Annotated in this window: 20 protein-coding genes and 1 riboswitch; of the genes, 4 read left to right on the top strand and 16 right to left on the bottom strand. The window is 33.3% G+C overall.

Annotated elements, in window-relative coordinates:
* Positions 1-40: 40 nt before the first annotated feature.
* Positions 41-913, bottom strand: coding sequence for a LysR family transcriptional regulator (locus tag ABH961_RS04565; protein WP_048543250.1), 873 nt, complete (start codon positions 911-913; stop codon positions 41-43).
* A gap of 142 nt (positions 914-1,055) precedes the next feature.
* Here ABH961_RS04565 and ABH961_RS04560 point away from each other — a divergent pair, with 142 nt between their 5' ends.
* Complete coding sequence (locus ABH961_RS04560; protein WP_098068193.1) at positions 1,056-1,763, top strand: alpha/beta fold hydrolase; 708 nt, start codon at positions 1,056-1,058, stop codon at positions 1,761-1,763.
* A gap of 71 nt (positions 1,764-1,834) precedes the next feature.
* On the opposite strand, the gene ABH961_RS04555 is transcribed toward ABH961_RS04560, so the two are convergent.
* Positions 1,835-2,749: an HPP family protein gene (locus ABH961_RS04555; RefSeq protein WP_141519942.1), complete on the bottom strand. Its 915-nt coding sequence runs from the start codon at positions 2,747-2,749 to the stop codon at positions 1,835-1,837.
* A 247-nt stretch (positions 2,750-2,996) separates the two neighbouring features.
* Between ABH961_RS04555 and ABH961_RS04550 the strand changes: the two genes are divergently transcribed.
* On the top strand, positions 2,997-3,227 hold the full coding sequence (locus ABH961_RS04550; RefSeq protein ID WP_098076114.1) for a DUF896 domain-containing protein: 231 nt from the start codon (positions 2,997-2,999) through the stop codon (positions 3,225-3,227).
* A 50-nt stretch (positions 3,228-3,277) separates the two neighbouring features.
* Here ABH961_RS04550 and ABH961_RS04545 read toward each other — a convergent pair whose 3' ends face one another.
* The 13 genes from ABH961_RS04545 to ABH961_RS04485 form a co-directional block, all read right to left on the bottom strand.
* Entirely contained in the window at positions 3,278-3,757 is a 480-nt protein-coding gene (locus ABH961_RS04545) for a CcdC family protein (RefSeq protein WP_098076113.1), read from the bottom strand.
* Positions 3,758-3,772: 15 nt separating this feature from the next.
* A complete protein-coding gene (locus tag ABH961_RS04540) occupies positions 3,773-4,168 on the bottom strand; it encodes a DUF2871 domain-containing protein (RefSeq protein WP_098076111.1) in 396 nt (131 codons plus the stop codon).
* 146 nt (positions 4,169-4,314) lie between these two features.
* Positions 4,315-4,710 carry a cytidine deaminase gene (locus ABH961_RS04535; protein ID WP_000358522.1) on the bottom strand — a complete coding sequence of 132 codons (396 nt, stop codon included), beginning with the start codon at positions 4,708-4,710 and terminating at the stop codon, positions 4,315-4,317.
* Between the two features lie 33 nt (positions 4,711-4,743).
* Positions 4,744-6,045, bottom strand: a complete 1,302-nt coding sequence (locus ABH961_RS04530; protein WP_098076109.1) for a pyrimidine-nucleoside phosphorylase — start codon at positions 6,043-6,045, stop codon at positions 4,744-4,746.
* A gap of 36 nt (positions 6,046-6,081) precedes the next feature.
* Positions 6,082-7,263 carry a NupC/NupG family nucleoside CNT transporter gene (locus ABH961_RS04525; protein ID WP_000876170.1) on the bottom strand — a complete coding sequence of 394 codons (1,182 nt, stop codon included), beginning with the start codon at positions 7,261-7,263 and terminating at the stop codon, positions 6,082-6,084.
* Between the two features lie 102 nt (positions 7,264-7,365).
* Positions 7,366-8,037, bottom strand: coding sequence for a deoxyribose-phosphate aldolase (deoC, locus tag ABH961_RS04520; protein ID WP_001017444.1), 672 nt, complete (start codon positions 8,035-8,037; stop codon positions 7,366-7,368).
* Positions 8,038-8,344: 307 nt separating this feature from the next.
* Positions 8,345-9,292: a DNA-binding transcriptional repressor DeoR gene (locus tag ABH961_RS04515; protein ID WP_098076107.1), complete on the bottom strand. Its 948-nt coding sequence runs from the start codon at positions 9,290-9,292 to the stop codon at positions 8,345-8,347.
* A gap of 652 nt (positions 9,293-9,944) precedes the next feature.
* Entirely contained in the window at positions 9,945-10,088 is a 144-nt protein-coding gene (locus tag ABH961_RS04510) for a Phr family secreted Rap phosphatase inhibitor (RefSeq protein ID WP_088110203.1), read from the bottom strand.
* Positions 10,085-11,179, bottom strand: a complete 1,095-nt coding sequence (locus ABH961_RS04505; protein WP_098076105.1) for a response regulator aspartate phosphatase — start codon at positions 11,177-11,179, stop codon at positions 10,085-10,087. The genes ABH961_RS04510 and ABH961_RS04505 overlap by 4 nt, the downstream gene beginning before the upstream one ends.
* 298 nt (positions 11,180-11,477) lie before the next feature.
* Positions 11,478-12,557 carry a non-hemolytic enterotoxin NHE subunit C gene (gene nheC / locus ABH961_RS04500; protein ID WP_098076103.1) on the bottom strand — a complete coding sequence of 360 codons (1,080 nt, stop codon included), beginning with the start codon at positions 12,555-12,557 and terminating at the stop codon, positions 11,478-11,480.
* Positions 12,558-12,816: 259 nt separating this feature from the next.
* On the bottom strand, positions 12,817-14,025 hold the full coding sequence (gene nheB / locus ABH961_RS04495) for a non-hemolytic enterotoxin NHE subunit B (protein ID WP_098049273.1): 1,209 nt from the start codon (positions 14,023-14,025) through the stop codon (positions 12,817-12,819).
* Positions 14,026-14,056: 31 nt separating this feature from the next.
* Positions 14,057-15,217: a non-hemolytic enterotoxin NHE subunit A gene (gene nheA / locus ABH961_RS04490; protein ID WP_048543258.1), complete on the bottom strand. Its 1,161-nt coding sequence runs from the start codon at positions 15,215-15,217 to the stop codon at positions 14,057-14,059.
* A 593-nt stretch (positions 15,218-15,810) separates the two neighbouring features.
* A complete protein-coding gene (locus tag ABH961_RS04485) occupies positions 15,811-17,637 on the bottom strand; it encodes an APC family permease (protein WP_048543259.1) in 1,827 nt (608 codons plus the stop codon).
* 144 nt (positions 17,638-17,781) lie between these two features.
* A riboswitch (cyclic di-AMP (ydaO/yuaA leader) is annotated at positions 17,782-17,928 on the bottom strand.
* A 139-nt stretch (positions 17,929-18,067) separates the two neighbouring features.
* On the opposite strand from ABH961_RS04485, the gene ABH961_RS04480 reads away from it, so the two are divergent.
* On the top strand, positions 18,068-18,196 hold the full coding sequence (locus tag ABH961_RS04480) for a hypothetical protein (RefSeq protein ID WP_000031869.1): 129 nt from the start codon (positions 18,068-18,070) through the stop codon (positions 18,194-18,196).
* A gap of 53 nt (positions 18,197-18,249) precedes the next feature.
* Here the strand turns inward: ABH961_RS04480 and panE are convergent, their stop codons facing one another.
* Complete coding sequence (gene panE / locus ABH961_RS04475; protein ID WP_048543260.1) at positions 18,250-19,194, bottom strand: 2-dehydropantoate 2-reductase; 945 nt, start codon at positions 19,192-19,194, stop codon at positions 18,250-18,252.
* Positions 19,195-19,369: 175 nt separating this feature from the next.
* On the opposite strand from panE, the gene ABH961_RS04470 reads away from it, so the two are divergent.
* On the top strand, positions 19,370-20,845 hold the full coding sequence (locus ABH961_RS04470) for a hypothetical protein (RefSeq protein ID WP_048543261.1): 1,476 nt from the start codon (positions 19,370-19,372) through the stop codon (positions 20,843-20,845).
* Positions 20,846-20,991: the final 146 nt, after the last annotated feature.

Below are 20,991 nucleotides of genomic sequence, written 5' to 3'. Positions count from 1 at the left end.
ACAAAAGGTAAGCTTCAGTGAAATGAGCTTACCTTTTGTATCATTTTTTCTTTTGTTGTAGTTGATTTAGTAAATTCTTAACAAATGCTAAGAACAGCGGATCATTCTCTTTTTTAGGTGACCATTGCATAATAAGTTGTCGTGGAATTTTAATTTCTATCGGTTGCACGATAAAGTCATGAATGATTTGTTTATGCAGTCCTGATAACGGAACGATTGTTATACCGTTAACTTGTAAAGTAAGTGCTAATGCCGAGCTAATTGACTCTGACTCCATCACTTTATTAACTGTTATTTCATTTTTCATCAAATATGGTTCAAGTACTTCTTTACAACCAGAAAGCGGCATAATAAAAGGATAATTTTTCAACTCTTTAATAGTAAGGTTAGGTGGAATAGTCTTTGAAGAAACCATAACATAAGGATCTTCGCCAATAACTTCATAATGAAATCCTTGTATTAAATTTTCTTTTATAGAAATAGAAAAATCTGCACTTCCAGAAGACAACCAATCTAAAACTTCTTGATAGCTTCCCTCTCGAACTGCAAGCACATACTGACTGTGATCAAAATTACCTAATTCGATACACTCAGCCAAACAATATACAGTAACTGAAGGATAAGTAGCTAATACAATTTTATACAGGCTTTTATTTTTCAATTTTAAAGCTGTTTCTTCAAGATTTTCATACTCGATTAGAAGTCGATCTACACAAACTAAAAATTCTTTTCCATTTTCAGTTAAAACAGTTCCTTGTCTAGAGCGATCAAATAATGTGATAGCATATCGTTTCTCTAATTTGTTTATAATATGAGTTATAGCTGGCTGTGTCATATGTAACTCCTTAGCAGCTAAACTAATGCTGTTCAAACGAGCCACGTATTTAAAAACTTTAAAATCAAAAACGTTCATTTTGTTCTCCTTATATAAAAGATATTTATATCATCTATAAATAAGCTTCATTATATTTATCAACTCACTTCATATAAACTAATTATACATCATCAATATTACGAAAAAATAAACATATAAACATTAGAGGAGTGTTGATTAAATGAGTACTTACGTTTTAGTACATGGGGCATGGCAAGGTGAATGGGCATGGGAATTAGTAAAACCTCAACTAGAGGCTTTAGGTCACACTGTTATTACACTAGACTTACCTGGAAGCGGGAAAGATATGACTCCCTCCCAAAATATAACGTTAGATTCCTATGTTAATGCAGTAACAGCTACTATAAATCAACAAAACGAAAAAGTTATCCTTGTTGGACATAGTATGGGTGGAATTGTGATCACTCAAACCGCTGAACTTATACCAAATAAAATCGATAAATTAGTATATCTTTGTGCATTCTTACCACAAAACGGAGAAAGTCTTGGTAGTAAATTAGATGGTGAAGCTGGTCCACAATTCTCAATTAATGAGAATGACATGACTGCAGAACTTATACCAGAGTTGATTGAACAAACATTTTTAAATGCTACAGAAGACGGTTCTATTAAAGCAGCATCTTTTAATCAAATGCGTCCTCAACCACTAGGACCGTTCCAACAAGAGCTAAAAATATCAGAAGAGAATTTTGGAACTATAAATCGTATTTATATTGAAACAACTCTAGATAGAGCGATTCCCATTGATTTTCAGCGCCGAATGAATACAGAGACCCCTTGTACGAAAATAATTACTTTGGAAGCTGATCATTCTCCATTCTTTTCTAAAGCTACCGAACTTGTTAATTGCTTAAATGAGTTAAGCTAAATTTCATTTAATGAAAATAGACACCCGCGGGTGTCTATTTATTATGCTAACTAGAGATTGTATTTTCTTCTCTACATTTGCATGCCCTTTCGCTTCATTTCCCACTTCTTATACAATAGTACTGCACCAAATAAAAATACCCCTGCAATGAATGAAGCTACTGGTAACATTTTTATCATTTCATCAGGAAATACGAGGGGTAATAATGGAAATGCATACGCTGCTGGAATACGCACTCCAACAATTTTTAATAAAATAATCATTAATATCATATTTAATAAAGTGACTACAATCCATGAATCAATCGAAAAGTACAATAACGTTCCAACAGTTGCCGATATAGTTAATACCACGATCTGCTTAAACGCCATTTTTTCATTGTACATCGGTTTTTGAAGTGATTCATACACAACGACTAGAATTGGCGGAATAACCGCTAATTGTTCATAACCAGTTATCCAACATAAACTGATCCATACAAAATTTAAAAATATAAATATAACCATATATTTATATTGGATTTTAACTTTTCTCTCAATACCATTATTCAATTTAAAAACAAGAACACCAATCATTAAAATAAATGTCAAAACGAATACTGCGATAACAAATGACCATTCCGTCGCATTTGTTACTAATGGTAATAAACCTGTCGCAATAGATGGTGCTAAATTGGATTGAATTACACGTAAAAACAGCATCATGAATACAAGCGTTAAGCTTACTTTCCCTAAATAGGCTATATCCATTTGATTCACCATAAAGCCAATCACTGCTGTTATTGACGGTGCAATAAAGATTTTTTCTGGTTGTCTTAACCATCCTGGCTCACGATACGCCCATAATGCAATTGCCATTGCCGCTATTTCCGGCAAAATGACTTCTGGATCATTTAATAACACACCTGCTGTTACCATAGCTAAAATAAATAATATAGCAATTGTATATGAGATGATTGTTTCTTTCTTTGAAATTACTGCATTCATTATTACATACTCCTTTTTGCTTGTTACTTTCATACTGAAAAATAACACTTTTATATACCCTACTAAGGTATTGTATATTAGCATCTTTTCTATTTCAAGTATTTGTAGTTTTTTTCATTTTTTATCCACACATACACTTACAAAACAAGGCATGTTTATAAGCATTGACACATATTAAAAGATACGTTACAATAACTATACATTAGTAAGTAACTAATTTAATTAAATCTAACTAGAGGTGAATCAAATGAAAAACATTTTATTCCGTATTAACGAATTATCAAAAAAAGAAAAAATATCTGGATTAACGGTTGATGAAAAACAAGAACAACAAATGTTGCGTCAAAACTATACAAAAACATTTCGTGGAAGTTTAGATTCCATTTTATTAAACACAAAAATTGTTGATCAACATGGTCTTAACGTTACACCAGCCGCATTACAAGATGCTCAAATACGTTTAAAATTAAGCAAATGAAATCAAAGCTAAAAAAACAATCGTATAAAACATAAAAAGAGCCGGAATTCCTATTTAGAAATTCCAGCTCTTTTTATTGTCTTTTCTAATTTAGTATATGAGCGATACATCGCAATTCGCCACGACACAATCATCGCAAATGCGAGTAAGAAAAACATTCCACTTAACTCTGCTAAATCAATTGATTGACTTAAATATGATTTTAACGCTACTCGTACAGCCAATAACCCGACTAAAATAAATATGAATGCTTTTGACGGTTTCATATATATATGTTCACTTCTTATTTCAAACTTAGTTGTTTTAATAAGCAATATAGAGAAAATAAGTCCTATGCTAATCGCCTCTACTATTTCTAACGATGTTAATCGAAACTCCGGTAAGAAGTACATCATTGCACCAGTACTCATAAAGATTGGTGGTAATATAATTTTCTTTTTCGTTACCGGTTTTTTCGCTGCTTTAAAGCGAAGAAACATGACACCAACAGCCATACAAACTGCTACAATACTTGATAAAAGTGCTATCATACTATCCACTCCTATCTATTTAAAAGACTTTTTAAGTAAAATCATAAACCAAACGAGCCCGATACTTATAATAACATGACCTAATCCAGCCATATGGCTTAAACCGTTAAAGTCAGTTCCATTTACTTGTAGAAGACCTCTCCATATCATTGTAGCAATAGTAAAAATTACTCCTACATTATAAACAACAAACCATGCACGAAAGCTCTTTGTTTCTTGTACATGAAACACTTTACATAAAGCTAAAGCAATTAAACAGAATACGAAACCGAGCACTAATACATGTGTATGCACCAATTGCAACATTGTGGATCCTTTAATTCCTTGTGCTTTCGAATACTCTCTTGCAAATACTCCTGATAATAAACCGATAATTAAGTAAATGAATGCTGCATTATATAATTTCTTCATTCTATTCCTCCTGCTGTAAACTTTCTATATTCGCTGCAATCATTTTACGCAAAGTTTATGAACGGAATATGAACAAAATATTACATTCAACTTTTGAAAATAAAAAAGCCATTCCACAATTAATAATTGCGGAATGGCTTTTCAACTTATTTTAAATCTTCTATTGAGAAAGCACCTGGAAGTAATTGCTCAACAGTCACTTCTTTTTCATCGCCTTTTACATTCGTTAGTAAAACTGGCATTTTCGGTTCACAGAATTCAGCAATCACTTGTCTACAAGCACCACATGGTGAAATCGGTCCGTCTGTTTCGCCTGTAATAACTAAGTAACTAAAATCGCGCTCACCTTCTGATACTGCTTTAAAGATTGCTGTTCTTTCTGCACAGTTACATAAACCATAAGAAGCATTTTCTATATTACAACCAGTATAGATTTTACCTTCTTTCGTAACTAACGCTGCACCAACAGGAAATTTCGAATACGGAATATATGCTTTTGCTAACATCTTATTTGCTTCTTCGATATATTTTTTCTTATCCATATTATTTCCTCCTTAAAGTATGTGTAATTATGATTAGTCAGTAATAACTGTATGAACTAATTTAGGAGCCACTGCTGTTTCAGCAATAGAAATATTTTCATAAATTTTTGCTTTTACATCTTCTACATCTTCACGATTTGCATAGATCGTTACGAATGGCTCGCCTTCTTTTACTGCATCGCCAACTTTTTTACGTAACATTAATCCTACTGCTAAATCGATTTCATCTTCTTTTGTCGCACGGCCAGCACCAAGTAGCATAGCTGCGATACCAATTTCATCTGCAACAATGTTAGAAATAACACCTGAAGTTTTTGCAGGTACATCAATTACATACTTCGCCTGTGGCATTTTTTCTGGATTGTCTACAATTGAACTATCTCCGCCTTGATTGCTTAAGAACTCTTTAAACTTCTCAGTTGCTTTTCCGTTTTTCATAACTTCAATTAGCATTTCACGAGCTTCTTCTAACGTATTTGCTTTTTTCGCAAGTACGACCATTTGACTTCCTAATACAAGTACTAATTCCGTTAAATCTTCTGGGCCTTCACCTTTTAACGTATCAATCGCTTCTTTCACTTCTAGAGCGTTACCAATTGCAAATCCAAGAGGTTGTGACATGTCTGAAATAACAGCCATAGTTTGACGTCCTACATTATTTCCGATACGCACCATTGCATGAGCTAATTCTTTTGCATCTTCTTCTGTTTTCATAAATGCGCCAGCACCTGTTTTTACATCAAGTACGATTGCGTCAGCACCAGCTGCAATTTTTTTACTCATAATTGAACTCGCGATTAATGGAATTGAGTTTACTGTTCCTGTTACATCACGTAATGCATAAATCTTTTTATCTGCAGGTGTTAAGTTTCCAGTTTGTCCAATAACAGCTACTTTGTCACGGTTTACAATATCAATGAACTGCTCTTTCGTAATTTCAACGTGGAATCCTTCTACAGCTTCTAATTTATCAATTGTTCCGCCTGTATGTCCTAAACCACGACCAGACATTTTTGCTACTGGTACATCTAAAGCAGCTACTAATGGTCCTAATACTAATGTTGTCGTATCACCAACACCGCCAGTTGAATGTTTGTCTACTTTAATTCCTTCAATTGCTGATAAATCGATCGTTTCTCCAGACTCAACCATCGCCATCGTTAAATCTGCACGTTCGCGATCTGTCATATCTTTAAAGAAGATTGCCATTGCAAGTGCACTCACTTGATAATCAGGAATACTTCCGTCTGTATATCCATTAATAAAGAATTTGATTTCTTCAGTCGTTAATTCTTTGCCGTCACGTTTTTTCGCAATAATATCTACCATTCTCATTACAATCACCATTCCTTTTTATATGATATGAATCTGTTAAAATAATAAGCCTACGATTGTTGCTGATAAGAAACTTACTAATGTTGCACCGAAAAGTAATTTCAAGCCAAATCTTGCGACTACATTCCCTTGCTTTTCATTTAAGCTCTTAACTGCCCCTGCAATAATTCCAATTGAAGAGAAGTTTGCAAATGAAACTAAGAATACAGATATAATCGCTGTCGTTCTATCTGAGAAATTAAAGTTTCCTTGTGCTAAATCTGTCATAGCGACAAATTCATTTGATACTAATTTTGTTGCCATAATATTTCCGGCATTAACTGCTTCATGCCAAGGTACACCCATAATAAATGCAAATGGTGCAAATACATAACCAAGAATTTCTTGGAATGAAATACCAATTACACCTTTAAATACTGCATTAATGAATGCGATTAAAGCAACGAAACCGACTAACATAGCTGCTACTGTAATTGCAACTTTAAATCCATCTATAATGTATTCCCCTAATACTTCAAAGAAAGTCTTTTTCTCTTCTTCTTGTACTTCTAACATATCTTCTTCTTCAGTAACTTCATAAGGGTTAATGATAGAAGCGATAATAAAACCACCGAATAAGTTAAGCACTAAAGCGGTTACAACATATTGTGGTTTTAATAACACCATATATGATCCAACGATAGACATTGAAACGGTAGACATTGCAGATGCACATAATGTATACATTCTTTTCTCTGGCAATAATCCTAGTTGTTTCTTAACTGAAATAAACACTTCAGATTGTCCTAAAATCGCAGAAGCAACAGCGTTATATGATTCTAGTTTCCCCATTCCATTTACTTTACTTAATGCTAGACCAATAGATTTCACAATAATAGGTAATACTTTAATGTGTTGCAAAATACCTATTAAAGCTGAAATAAATACGATTGGCATTAATACACTTAAAAAGAACGAAAACTCTTTTTGATTTACTAATCCACCAAATACGAAATTCACACCGTCAGCGGCATATTTTAATAGCTCTCCAAAACCATCTGCTATTCCGCTAATTAATATATTCCCTACACTTGTATTTAATAATAAAAACCCCAAAATGAATTGTAATATAACCATCGTTATGATTGGGCGATATTTGACTTTCTTTCTATCATTACTAGCAAGCCAAGCGATACCTAAAATCAATACGAGGCCAAAAATACCGATTAAATATTTCATAAGCCGTCTCCTCCCATTCGTATCCGCTTACATTTTTTTCAATTATTAAAGCAATAGATACACTTTACTTTGTGTATCTATTGCTTTTGACTTCATTAATGATTAGTAGTTATCTGTAGCACCTTTTGCATCATTTAATACGATTGCAACACTAGCACTTGCTCCAACGCGTGAAGCTCCAGCAGCTACCATTTTGTCTGCATCTTCACGTGTACGAACGCCACCAGATGCTTTTACACCAACGTTTGGTCCTACTGTTTTGCGCATTAATGCGATATCTTCAGCAGTTGCTCCGCCAGTTGAGAATCCAGTTGAAGTTTTTACGAAGTCAGCACCAGCTTTTACTGATAATTCACAAGCGCGTACTTTCTCTTCATCTGTTAATAGGCAAGTTTCAATGATTACTTTTACAAGCGCTTTTCCTTTTGCTGCTTGTACTACTTCATAAATATCTTTTTCAACGAACTCGTTATCGCCATCTTTTAAAGCGCCTACGTTGATTACCATGTCAACTTCAGTTGCACCTTTTGCGATAGCATCTTTTGTTTCGAAAGCTTTTGTTTCAGTAGTGCTTGCTCCTAATGGGAAGCCGATTACAGTACAAACATCTACATCATGTCCAGCTAATTCTTCAGCAGCTAGCTTCACCCATGTAGGATTAATACAAACAGAAGCGAATTTATATTCCTTTGCTTCTTCGATTACTTTCATAACATCTTCTTTAGTAGTATTAGCTTTTAAAATTGTATGGTCAATTAACTTTGCAATGTTCATTATCTTCACTCCTCATATCTTTTAACAACTTCATTCTAACTCTTAGTTGAACAAATGTAAATACACTTTTGAAATTTTGTTCATTCTTTTCGGAAAGGAATTTTTCAATAGTAAATAAAGCGCATTCTAACTAAGTAACAATTCATATTTAAAATCAAAACTTTTATATTAACAATGGTAGTATGTATCTCAATATCCATAATTATTTTTAAAAAGGCAATTTGTATTCAAAAAACACTCCCATAATTCATACATAACAAAATAAAAGGCTTTCTCAAAATTAACATCTTGAGAAAGCCTTTTATTTCTAACCTTTTTGATAATGTAACAATTCTTTTGCTGTATGCTGATCGATAATTAATATATTTGCATACCCGCCACGTAACGCACCATCAATTGCTTTTATTTTTCTATTACCACCAGCAACTAAAATAGAGCGTTTCTTTAATTTCAGTTCTTCTAACTCAATTCCAATTGTACGCTGATTAATCTCTTCGCTACTAATCTTTCCGTCTCCATCAAAGAAACGTGAACAAATGTCACCGACCGATTGTTTTTTGAGCAAATTCGTTTCATCCTTATCGAAATAACCTAATCGGAATAATAGTGCTTCGTCTCTCACTGTTCCTACAGTGAAAATTGCAACATTCGCTTGTTTCCCCATTTCGATAATGTGATGAATATGTCGATCCTGCTCTACTAATTCTTTTGTCACTGCATTATCAAATATAACTGGAAGGGGTAGATTTCTTGGTGTCGTTTGAAAAGCATCTGCAAATAAAGCAATCGTTTCATTCGCATATGTATTTACACTCGAATGACTAATACCACCTTTTAACTGAACAACTTCTACACCTTTTACATGTTGTGGTACAATTTTTCTAGCGATTTCATACATCGTCATTCCCCAGCTTACACCAACGATATCACCAGTTTTAACCGTCTTTTCCATATACTCAGCTGCATATTTACTAATATACTCTGTAATCGTTGCATATTCTGGCACTGGAGAAAATACGACATGTGCCTCTAACAAGTTGTACTTTTCTTTCAGTAAATTTCCAACGTTATCTAAATCAGCAAATGGATCGGCTATACTAATTTGAACAAATCCTTTTTCTTTTGCGTACTTTAATAATCTAGAGATAGTCGGTCTTGAAATATTTAATTTATTTGCAATTTCTTGCTGACTATAATCTGATTGATAATATAATCTTGCAACTTCAACGCTTAATTGTTGTTTATCTTTATCCATAGTAACTCATTACATATCCTTTCCTGTATTTCCTTTTCGTTACAAGCATTATACAGCTTTATGCAAGAAATTTCGACTACCGAATTTTATCTAACTGAACTTCTACTACACTTATCATATATATCGAAAACTTATTTTGTAGATTTACAAACTCAATATAGATACGCTTGAAACATGTAAATCCATTATCATTTAATTCACGCATTTTCTGCAATAACGATAACAGGCCCGTTCAAAAACGTACGGTAGAATCAAGTTATTTAACATAGAAAAGTTTTATATGAGGCCCAGGATATCAAAGACTGCTTTTCTCATACTTATGGAATTTCCATTCGCTTTTTCTGTAAGGGTTAGTAAAGAGACCATTTTTTGTCCCTTTTTCATGCTTTTTCTTAATTCCATACGTAATATGCATTAAATCTTCAGTTTGAAGTAAAAAATTAAAACAAGATTTACCTGTTTTAGTGGAATTTATTTTTTGTTAGACAGCTAAGAAAAGATGAGCTGATTTCTTGTTATGAGAGCGTCTTAAAATTTTAGCTTGATGGACAATGGGGTATTACCACATATTAAAAAGCCCATTTCTTTTTAGGAAATAGGCTTTTCTTAGGAATTATAATTATCGTTTTTTAAAAGGGGAATGAACCTTTTACTAGATTCCTCCACCTGGTTCAGTCATATGTTGTACAACAGGTGCTTTTTTTGATGTATTTTGATGAATTTCAGGGTTATTTAATCCAATAAATAATAAAGTGACAGTTACTAGACTTATGACGAAAACCTTAATCTTTTTCATCTTAAATACCCCTTTTCCTTTATTGAAATTTTAGCTTCATAACTCATACGATAATGCTCTGAAGCCTTATCCTTCATTCCTACATCATAACACTCATTAGCTAAAAGTTCAGAATAATTTTGAATTTCTTTCGAAATATTTTGTTGCTTAAAATAAGCTATAGCTTCCAAAACAACAAACTCTAATTTTTCAATAGAAACCTTATTAACTAAAGCACTCAAGATATTATAACGGTGGTGGTATTCTTCCGTACAATCTTTTAGCCCTTCATCAATAAAGAATTTTGCCTTTTCATAATTCCCTAATTTATAGTGAACTTCCGCTAAGGTATGTATGCCTTTTTTCTGATATGGTAATCGCGGGGAACTGAATTTTTCATATACATCTTCTAAATGCCTTAGAGAGATTTCCCACAATTGTTGATTCGAATAGAAAACACCTAAATTATAACGAACTGTTAGGGCTGCTTTCAATTCCTTTTCATCCTCTAATATACTTAAGGCAGATATTAGATATTCTTCCGCCATATCATGCTGATCAAGTGTAATAAAGGACATCCCTATTGTGTTTTTACACGCTCCAACTTTCGCATGAAACGTATGTAATTCTTTATCTTCTGCGAAATAATCAAGGGCATTAGATGTATATTTCACCGCTAAAGTAGGTTGCGACAAATAGTAATGATATAAACCTAATCTATATTGAAACTCTGCATTTTCTAATTCATCATTAAGTATTGGAAGCAATTTTTCCGCAAGTCTCAAATGATGTTCTGCCCTTGGATACTGCCCCATTTCTGTTTTATAGATGAATTTAAAGAAGTGATAATAGTATTGTAATCTTGAATCAGGTTGCTCTTGAAGATGTGAAAGACTTTCTAGATCATTTTCAAAATTACCGATTAACATTTGAAAACGCCAATTAAATAAGGTGTAATAATCTAAAAGATTGTCATATTCTTTCATACTATCAAGTTTTTCATCTATAACTTGTTTCAACATAATAGTTTTTTCAGTATGTTGCGAAACCATTTGATGATACCATTCTTGTAATAATGCATACCCTGTATGTGTGAAATCTCTTATTTCCATCGCCCGTCACCCTCTCTTTAGATATTACCTGCATATTATTTAAATATTAACACAATTATTTTGAATGCATGCAATTTTGAGGTTGAGAAATATTTTAGGATCAAACTATATATTTCGCACTTAAAATACACATGACTAATATCCAATTGTACTTATTTGAAAGGGTTATATAAATTTCTATTAAGACCTATTTTTTATAAATAGAACTTACGACCAATCATACCAAGAAGAGTAAATACCTTGAGATAAGAAGGTTGGTACTCTCGGCAAAAAATAAACAGTGGAACTAGTCCACTGTTTACTTCGCCACGCCCTCATGCAATTTTTCTGTATAATCTTTTACGTCTTTCCAGCTATCTTTTGCTGTATTTAAATCTTCTTTTATGAAGGTGAATTCTTCAGGACTGATTCCTTTTACGTTTTGTAGTAAATTATTGTATTTTGCCCCTACCGTATACCATTGATTTGATATATTTTGCAGTGCTGTAATTGCTGCATCAATTGTTTCTGTCATGTTTGTTGTTTTATTTTTCACATCAGTCAAAATTGCAACTTCTGCTTGTGCGCCAGAAATTCTATCTTTTAAATTGGCTATTTCTCTTTCTGCATTTGCGATATCTTTTTTCGCAATGGCAATCATCGGTCCGCCAGCAAGACATGTTATTAACGCTACGCAAAGTACACCACCAGCAATGACCATATCATTACTCTTTTTTATTGAATCGTTATATGTATTTATTTGTTGCTCTAGAGCTGGAATGCCAGCATTCGTACTTGCCAATATCGCTGTTAATTGATTTGTATCTTCTTTAAAACTATTTGTGTCTTTCGCCATTCTATCGCGAAAAGCTTTCAAATTACTTAGTAATACATCTACCTCATTTTGATTCTTTACAATATCTGCATACAACTTTTCTAAATCCGCTTTTAATTTTCCGCTATCCTTTTGATCAATCGCTATTAGCATGCTATTATAATACGCTTGAAAAGTATTATTGTAATTAATAATATTTTGATCTGTTTTCATAATTTGAGGCTTCATATAATTTAACCAATACGTTGCATTAGTTTTTGCATCTCTTTGGTGCTGAATCATATTTCCTTTAAACTCACTATTAATGGAACTTATTTTACTTAAATCAGTTTCTTGCTGATTTTGAATTAATTTTGCATATGAATCCATTGCGAATATGCTCGATGTCGTTTGGGCCATAACATCTTGGAATCCAGCTGGCCCTAGAGAATAATTTTTCGCATTTTCTTGCAATGTTTTTACGTTTTGTTCTGCAGCAAAAGGATGTAAAGGAAATGCGTTACTCGTTGCCACTCCAGCAATCATTAACGTTAATAGACATTTTTTATAAAATCGTTTTTGCATACTTTTCACCTATTTTCTTTATAAGGGTATAAAGTGAAACTTTAATCAGTGGGGGTTTTCTTCATCCCCCACTGATTATTAGTTGAACCAATCGGACTTTTATGGGCAGTTGATCCCCCACCTAACTTCTTTGCTTTCGCTGAATTTTGAGGTGGGGGTCTTACTGCCCATTAAAGTGGGATAAAAAGCTCCTGCTCACAACTGAACAGGAGCTTCAAATCATTCATCAATACTTAACGCTCTAACGATTCGTATTCGATTATGCTTTTTTCGTATCTACTACTTTAATATCTTCAGCATAAATTTTTTCTGCATAGTCTTTAATGTTTTTCCAGCTATCTTTCGCAATGTTTAAATCTTCTTTAATGAACACAAGGTCGTTTGGACTAATTGAATCTACATTTTGAAGTAAAGAATTGTATTTTGATCCCATTGTGTACCATTGGTTTGAAATGTTTTGCAACGCTGTAATTGCAGTATCAATTGTATTTGTTAAATACTCCGTTTGTGTTTTAATGTTCGTTAACCCAGCTACTTCTAATTGAGCAGTTGTAACTTGTCCTGTTATTTTTTGAATTTCAGCTTGTGCATTATCAAGTTCTTTCTTCGCTAATACGATTCCAGCTGTACCACCGCCTACAGCTGCGGCACCACCTGCAATTAATGCGACTCCTAGCGGCGTTCCTGCACCTGTAGCAATAACTACTGCACCTCCGATAATTGCAATTGGTCCTAGTGCTGTTGCAACAGATGAACCGATAATAATTGCATTATATTTACTAATTGCTTCATTGTACGTTGTAATTTGATTTTGCAGAAGCGGAATCCCAGCATCTTGACTTGCTAATATAGATGTAATTTGATTTGCATCACCTTTGAAGTTTTGCGTATCGGACGTCATTTTGTTCCGGAATTTTTTTAAGTCTTCTACTAACTGATCTACTTGCGCTTTATTTTCATTAATACTACTTGATAATCTAGTTAACCCTTTCGTAAGAGTCGCTTTATCCTTCGAATCCACCGCAGCAACTAACGTATCATAATAGTTTTGGAATTTCGTATTGTAGTTAATGATATTTTGATTCGTTGAAATAAGCTGCGGCTTTAATACATCTAACCATTGTTTCGCATTTCCTCTAGCTGTATCCTGGTGCTGAATCACTTTCCCTTTTAGAGCCGCATCAACAGAGGATACATTACCAAAATTAACATTCCCTTGTTTAATAATTGTTAAAGCGTACAGATCCATTACTAAAGCATTTGAACCTGTTCTTTCCATTGCATCTTTTAGGCCTTCTGGTCCTAATGAGTATTCTTCATAGTCATTATAAGCTTTTGCTACCGCATGAATTGGAGCTTGTTTCACTGTACTTTCAGCTGCATACGTATGAGCTGGCATGATATTTCCTGCTGCAAATACTGCCATAAGTGCTGATAGAGCCATTACTTTATAAGGTTTTTTTGTCATTTTTCTTCTCTCCCTATATCGTTACTTATTTTTAATGTACTTCAACGTTTGTAACGTAATCTTCAAATTGATTCGTTTGTTTATTCATTTCATCACTTACTTTTTTAATTTGATTGAAATGTTTTTGAAGTAAACTACTGTCTGTATACGTGCCTTCTTCAACATTCTTTTGAATTTGGATCATATTACTGTTTAAAACTTTCCAATCCGTTATTAGCGTTTCTAAAGTTGAAATTTGGCGATTAATTAGTTCTGTAAAGCTACTTACTTGATCTTCAACAAACGTAATTTGAGTCGCCTCTGCTTCAGTTTGTGATAACTTTTGAATAAGTGGTAATAGCTCTTTTTGCTTTTGCTGAATACGAAGAGCCGCTTCTCTCGTTTGACTATCTGCAGCATTTACAATTTCATTACTTAAAGTACCGATAGAAACGAAATCAATTGTTTTCGTTTGCGCAGTTTGATTTGTAATTGTAAATACTTGTTTACCGATATTAATAGAACCTTTAATAATTTCTTGAGGTCTATTCAAAATAGTCGTTAATTCCGCTTGGATTTCTCCTTGAATTCTTTTAATATCTTCTCTTAATTTCACAATATCTCCACTTGATCCTTGCAGTGTTTTTATTGCTTCATCAGCTTTAAGTGATAAGTTGCTACTATCTTTGTCTAATACCGTTTTAAATCGATTTAACTCTAATAAATCTTGCTCCATACTCTCTTGGATGCTTTGTACTTGCAATTGTAATTTTCCATATGCATTTGTAAAATCTGCTTTTGCCTGTTCATCTTCATTGACGTTTCCTGCTAGTTCATAGAGCTTACTATAATAACTATTAAATCTAGTACTATATCTCATCATCTCTTGATTTAAGTCGATTAGCTTCGGATTATATTCATCAATCCACTCTCTTACATTTGCCTTTGCAAACTTTTGATGATTCGTCAAACTACTCATCGCATTCACCTTAATGTCTGGCTGCTGTAAAATCACTAGTCCATATGCTTGTATAAGCGGTGACTGTGATCCTAACATTCTAATTGAATTGGATAATGTATTTGGAGCAATTACATTTTGTGCATATACTGTTTTCACTTCTGTTTGCCCTTCCTTAGCGTAAGCGCTTACAGGAATAAAACAACTCGTAGATACTGCTGTAACCAATAACCCTGTAATTAAAGTCTTTTTCACTTTAACTCCTCCTATGTATTAGCAACTATTACTATCGCATTTTATCATTCTATTTTCTTGCATATAGTTTGAGATGGTTAAAATAGAGAACGTTCTCACCGCGATCCATGTACGAACCACCTCTCCCAACCTTTATTGCTACAGTACTTACTTATTGTTATAAAACATTTCATATATGATTAGTATGAATAATATTGTATAAAATTTCTATTTTATAACCATTCTCACATTCACACAGTGAATATATTACATAAAAATATTATTCATTTTAAACTAAATAACGTACGTAAATATGAAATTCCGTTTTGTTTTCATGTAAGTTTTGTACTGTAAGGTCATTTAAACACAGCTATTTATATAACGTAAAGAAGTATTTTCATTCCCTTTATTTTCAAGCTTTCCTGTCCTTATTTCAAAATATAATCCACTTCACTTTCCCAATTGAAATATCCATATATCACAACAAAAGTCTCTACTTATTCATAGATACAAAAATTATATTGATATATCTTTTAGACCCATATGCAATTATGCATAGTGTATACACAAAAAGGATAGCTTCACTTTCGTAAAGCTATCCTTAAAAAATCTTCTTACTTTTTCAAATGATATGGAACTGTCGTAATAACAACATTTCTTTTATAGAGTAAATACGCACGAATGAGTAAACTAGACTGATTATGAAGAATGTTATGCCAACCTTTTTTCGGAATGAACTGTGGTATAACGACAGTAACTCGGTAATTTGACTCACTCGCTTTATATTGTACTGTATCAATAAACTTTGTTAGCGGCTGAATAATACTTCTATAATGAGAATGTAAGGTAACAAGCCTTACTTCAGGTTGCCACTTCTTCCATTTCTCTTCAAATTTCTTTTCCTCTTCTCTGTCAAAAGCAACATATACAGCAATAACTTGATCTGCCGAAAGAGCCTTCGCATAGTTCAATGAATTTTCTACTACATGCGTCATACCAGCTACAGGAACAACAATTACATTTCCCTCAATTGGAACAAGTGGCTCACAAGTTTTTAAACTTAATTGATCACCCACTGCATCGTAATGCTTCTTAATTCTATGGAACAAGAAGATGATGGCAGGTAAGAAAATAAGGATTGACCAAACTTGTGCGAACTTAGTTAAAAAGAACATACTCATTACAATAAAACTAATGACTGCACCAACTAAATTGACCGTTAATCTCAAAGCCCATCCTTCAGGTTTGTCACGAAGCCATTTTAATACCATCCCCGTTTGAGAGAGTGTAAACGGAATAAATACACCTACTGCATATAACGGAATTAAATGTTCTGTTTGCCCTTGGAAAGCTACAATTAAAATAATCGAAGCAATTCCAAGTATAATAATACCGTTTGAGTAACCTAGGCGGTCTCCTCTAATCGTAAACATTCTCGGTATGAATTTGTCTTTTGCAAGGTTAACTGCTAATAGCGGGAATGCAGAATACCCTGTGTTAGCAGCAAGAATTAATATTAAAGCAGTTGTACCCTGTATAAAATAGTACATGAAATTACGTCCAAAAGTTTGTTCAGCAATTTGTGAAACAACTGTTACTTCCTTACTTGGATTAATTCCGTAATAATAAGCTAAGAAAACAATTCCTGAAAATAAAACTGCAAGTAATGCCCCCATTGCGAGCAATGTTTTCGCTGCATTGTTAGGTGCAGGATCCTTAAAGTTTGGAATTGCGTTAGATATTGCCTCAACACCCGTTAAAGCAGAGCTTCCTGAAGCAAATGCTCGTAACAGTAAAAATAAACTAATTCCTGCAACTGGTGTTCCAATCGGTGAATGTAATGTCGGTGAAACTTGACCAGTTATAATATTATAAATACCTACACCAATTAATATAAAGAGTGCTAAAACGAATAAATAAACAGGATATGCTAAAACGGAAGCTGATTCCGTTACCCCTCTTAAATTTAAAATAGTAATCAATATAACAAATATAATCGCAATGATTACATTATGTGCATGTAAACTAGGGAAAGCTGATGTAAGCGCATCTGTACCTGCTGATACACTTACTGCAACAGTTAAAATATAATCAACTAATAAAGATCCTCCAGCTATTAGCCCTGGATTCATCCCTAAATTTTCTTTTGATACTACGTATGCGCCACCGCCGTGCGGATAAGCAAAAATAATTTGTCGATAAGATAAAATAAGGGCTGTCAATAATACTAATACCCCAACAGCGATAGGAATAGAATACCAATAAGCTACTGCTCCTAGGCCTGCTAGTGCGATTAATATTTGCTCTGGTCCGTATGCAACCGATGACAATGCGTCAGAAGATAAAATAGCTAACGCCTTCGTTTTATTAAGCTTTTGCTCTCCTAACTCAGTTGATTTTAACGGCCTTCCAATTAAAAACCTTTTGATTGATGAAACCACTGCTGTCCACTCTCCAATAATTTTGTACGAACTTTTCTGCTAGTTACAGCGGGTAAACGATTTCTTCAGAAAACAAAAAATGTCTACAAGCCATAACGAAATAGACTTGTAGACATTATTTTTTTTGTCGCACAAGCTCCACCTTCCTTCTCAATATAACGCTTACGAGGTTAGCTGTCGGATTCGGGCCTATGAGTAGCCCTACCTTTTTCAAGGATTCACCCCATTGGATTAAGTACTAATCCATAAGAACGGGTCCCCCGCACCATGCGGTTTCAGCGATTTAGAAAATTGAAACTGTGGATTATAATACTCCTTTATTTTCAAAATGTAAACAAAAATTTTTAAAAAGAAAAAATTTAAATGATTGCGCATAATCCGCTGGTAAATATACATAATGAATACTAAAAAATCGATAAAGGAGACTCATATGTCTAAAGAAAAGAAGCCTATTTTTTCCGATTCCTATTTAGATGCATTAGCAAATGAAATTAATCAATTATACGGTAAACGTGAACAGGAAATAAATTTGACAGATAGAACGAAAAGAAATAAATAATTTGTCATAAAAAAGAAAGCAATACACTTATATATTGCTTTCTTTTTTATTTTTCATACATCCAATTGTATTGCTGATCTGTGAAAGGTCATTTCTTCATACACTTTCAAATTTTGATATACTGCCCCTAATAATGGTGCTTCTATAGAAAATTGTTCCGCTACATCTAGTAAGTATCCTTGTAAGTGCTCGCCTTCAATGAACGAACCTTTTTCCATATCACGCTGCATCGATGACTTCATATCATACGAAATTTTATCGATTGTTTTCATATGTTCTTGGGCAATTCCATCCTTAACTGGAGCTTTCATAGATCTCATGATTTGCACACATTCTTCAAATAAGTTTTGGATAAAATCGCGTCCACCTTCACTTTCGCGAATCGGTCCTATCGGTGCACGCATTAATGTCGTCACACCCGACATTACAGTAATAAATAAATATTTATGCCACATATCTTGCATAATATTTTCACTTAAAACAAAACTAGATTTCGTACCTGCAAATGCTTTAGAAATATGCTTTATTCTCTCTGAATCTTGAGACTTCATTTCTCCAAAGACAAGTCTGTTGGCAACACTCGTTTGTACAATCTCTCCTTGATCGTTTAACGTCGTCTCGATAAAGCATAAACCGCCAATTACTTTTTCCACGCCGAATTCTTTTTGTAATAGTGATAAATGAGCAATACCATTTAACAGTGGAATGATGACAGTATTTTCACCTACAAACGGCTTCAAATCTTGAATCGCCTCGTTTAAGTGATACGCTTTTGTTGAAAATAAAATAACGTCAAATGGAGAAGTTCGATCTTCTTTCGTTATTAATTTCGGTTGGAAGGAAAAATCCCCGTTAACACTACGAATAACAAGTCCCTTTTCCTCTAATTGCTGTTTTCTTTTACTGCGGACAAGAAACGTAACATCTTCTCCTTTTTCGACTAATCGACCTCCAAAAAAGCCTCCGACGCCACCAGCTCCTAATACTAAAATACGCATACAACATCCCCCTTTTCAAAATACAATTTTATAATATTTAATATACATAACATTATACATGTCCCCTACTAAATAAGCTGAATTTTCATTCTTAATCGAGTATAAAACAGTGGTTATTTTCAAATAAATTTGGGTATGTTGTTTTTATAGCATATATGGAAAGGAAACAATGTAAATGGAGGCAATACAAACAATCGAGGAAAAAGATGTAACAACAGCTATATTTCAATTTATATTCCCTTTTTCTTTTAAAACCGGATATGAACAAAATATGTTCCCTTTCTTACAGAAAAATGATTTCCGCCCTTTTCGACTCGATCATCTTGAAAATGAAAATACATACTACGGAAAGTTTCAAGTTTCACATCAAAATATGGAAGCGTACTATCTTTCATTTACAAATAAAATTCTATTTCCTCACTCAGAGCATCAAAAAGGATTACAACGCTATTCTAAAGACCTTAACTTAACTGGACATTTAACAACAAATTTGATTTCTGTTCCATTCAAGATTCATTCTATTGATGTAACACTTTGCCCGTATGAGCTTGGCTTCTTAACAATTCGGACAGAAGTAGAAACCGCTCCAAACATGACATTATCAGAAGCAATCGAATTCGCCGCCCGCTTCCGTGTACTCGAGACTAAGAATGATACAAACGAGACTATTTGTATTGAATGTAACGGAAAACAATACTCACAAGTGGAAAAACTTATATTCGGTGATTTATTTCATGGTGTAACAGACTTCTTTGAGAAAAAGAGATTGCGGAGCTCTTACTTTCAAACCTTTCCTTTCTTTGAAGACCAAAGAATGTATGTACAAACGTTATTATCTATAAAAGAAGATATGGACCTGAATAAAGTGGATGTTTATCGTACTTCCAGCCTTTCCGGATTAACAGACGATGGTAAGCCGTATATTAGCGCAAATAATGTTCCTTATATTCAAGATTATTTAATAAAACATTCTTATCAAAGATGGGCTCCTAATCGCTACTTTGTTATGGAAGAACATATTTTTACATGTATAACAAATGAAGGTGAACAAGCAATCGCTAAACTTGCTAGTCAAATGTACGGGGAGTTTTATTACGCTTTATTATTAAACTTATTTCATAAAGTTGTTTTATTAAAGATGGCCAACGCTTATGCTGAACTAAACATTGAACAAGATACAAATGAAATAGAGCAATTAATTTATTCAATCAATTCATTTACAGCAAATTACTTTTCTTTAGAGTTAGTATCCCAATCACAGAGTGAAGATATTTTCTTCCGCTTAAGAAAACTATTTAATATTGAGGTACTATACTCGAATGCAAAACAAAATCTTGACAGTTTGTTTAAATATCAAGAAAATGTCGCCTCTAAAAAAGATAGTCTATTATTATTAATTTTAACGCTCTACTCTGTAGTAGGCCAAATGTTAGGGTTTACTATGATTGATCTTTTAAGAAACACCGATTCAAACAAAATCTCGTCGCCACTTGAATTTTTCGCGCTTTTAATAGCAATTAGCGGCATAGTCATTTCACTTATTTTAGGTGCGCAAAGTTTATACCAATGGAGTCTACAATATAAACGAAGAAAATCATGGGTAAAACAAACTGTACTTTCTGCTGTTAAAGAGAAAGATGATAAACATTAAAAAGGGTGATTTTCAAATTACAAATACGTAGAGCATTTCAGTGAATGAAATTTTTATCAGCGATTTTTAAGATATATCGACTTACCGACAAAAACTGATAAAAAACACATAGTAAAAAAAGTACTCCAAAATAAAATTTGGAGTAC

It is taken from the genome of Bacillus sp. RC251 (genome assembly GCF_044908765.1).
Classification (GTDB): Bacteria; Bacillota; Bacilli; order Bacillales; family Bacillaceae_G; genus Bacillus_A; species Bacillus_A wiedmannii.
The sequence above is the reverse complement of the archived record's forward strand: the minus strand, read 5'-3'. Positions and strand labels throughout refer to the sequence as shown.

Bases quoted from the DNA above. Each gene is read 5' to 3' on its own strand.
- ABH961_RS04545 (WP_098076113.1), bottom strand. From the start codon at position 3,757: ATGATAGCACTTTTATCAAGTATTGTAGCAGTTTGTATGGCTGTTGGT.
- ABH961_RS04505 (WP_098076105.1), bottom strand. From the start codon at position 11,179: ATGGAAATAAGAGATTTCACACATACAGGGTATGCATTATTACAAGAA.
- panE (WP_048543260.1), bottom strand. From the start codon at position 19,194: ATGCGTATTTTAGTATTAGGAGCTGGTGGCGTCGGAGGCTTTTTTGGA.
- ABH961_RS04540 (WP_098076111.1), bottom strand. From the start codon at position 4,168: ATGAAGAAATTATATAATGCAGCATTCATTTACTTAATTATCGGTTTA.
- ABH961_RS04555 (WP_141519942.1), bottom strand. From the start codon at position 2,749: ATGAATGCAGTAATTTCAAAGAAAGAAACAATCATCTCATATACAATT.
- ABH961_RS04480 (WP_000031869.1), top strand. From the start codon at position 18,068: ATGTCTAAAGAAAAGAAGCCTATTTTTTCCGATTCCTATTTAGATGCA.
- ABH961_RS04530 (WP_098076109.1), bottom strand. From the start codon at position 6,045: ATGAGAATGGTAGATATTATTGCGAAAAAACGTGACGGCAAAGAATTA.
- ABH961_RS04550 (WP_098076114.1), top strand. From the start codon at position 2,997: ATGAAAAACATTTTATTCCGTATTAACGAATTATCAAAAAAAGAAAAA.
- ABH961_RS04515 (WP_098076107.1), bottom strand. From the start codon at position 9,292: ATGGATAAAGATAAACAACAATTAAGCGTTGAAGTTGCAAGATTATAT.
- ABH961_RS04560 (WP_098068193.1), top strand. From the start codon at position 1,056: ATGAGTACTTACGTTTTAGTACATGGGGCATGGCAAGGTGAATGGGCA.
- ABH961_RS04525 (WP_000876170.1), bottom strand. From the start codon at position 7,263: ATGAAATATTTAATCGGTATTTTTGGCCTCGTATTGATTTTAGGTATC.
- nheC (WP_098076103.1), bottom strand. From the start codon at position 12,557: ATGCAAAAACGATTTTATAAAAAATGTCTATTAACGTTAATGATTGCT.
- ABH961_RS04510 (WP_088110203.1), bottom strand. From the start codon at position 10,088: ATGAAAAAGATTAAGGTTTTCGTCATAAGTCTAGTAACTGTCACTTTA.
- ABH961_RS04535 (WP_000358522.1), bottom strand. From the start codon at position 4,710: ATGGATAAGAAAAAATATATCGAAGAAGCAAATAAGATGTTAGCAAAA.
- nheB (WP_098049273.1), bottom strand. From the start codon at position 14,025: ATGACAAAAAAACCTTATAAAGTAATGGCTCTATCAGCACTTATGGCA.
- deoC (WP_001017444.1), bottom strand. From the start codon at position 8,037: ATGAACATTGCAAAGTTAATTGACCATACAATTTTAAAAGCTAATACT.
- ABH961_RS04565 (WP_048543250.1), bottom strand. From the start codon at position 913: ATGAACGTTTTTGATTTTAAAGTTTTTAAATACGTGGCTCGTTTGAAC.
- ABH961_RS04470 (WP_048543261.1), top strand. From the start codon at position 19,370: ATGGAGGCAATACAAACAATCGAGGAAAAAGATGTAACAACAGCTATA.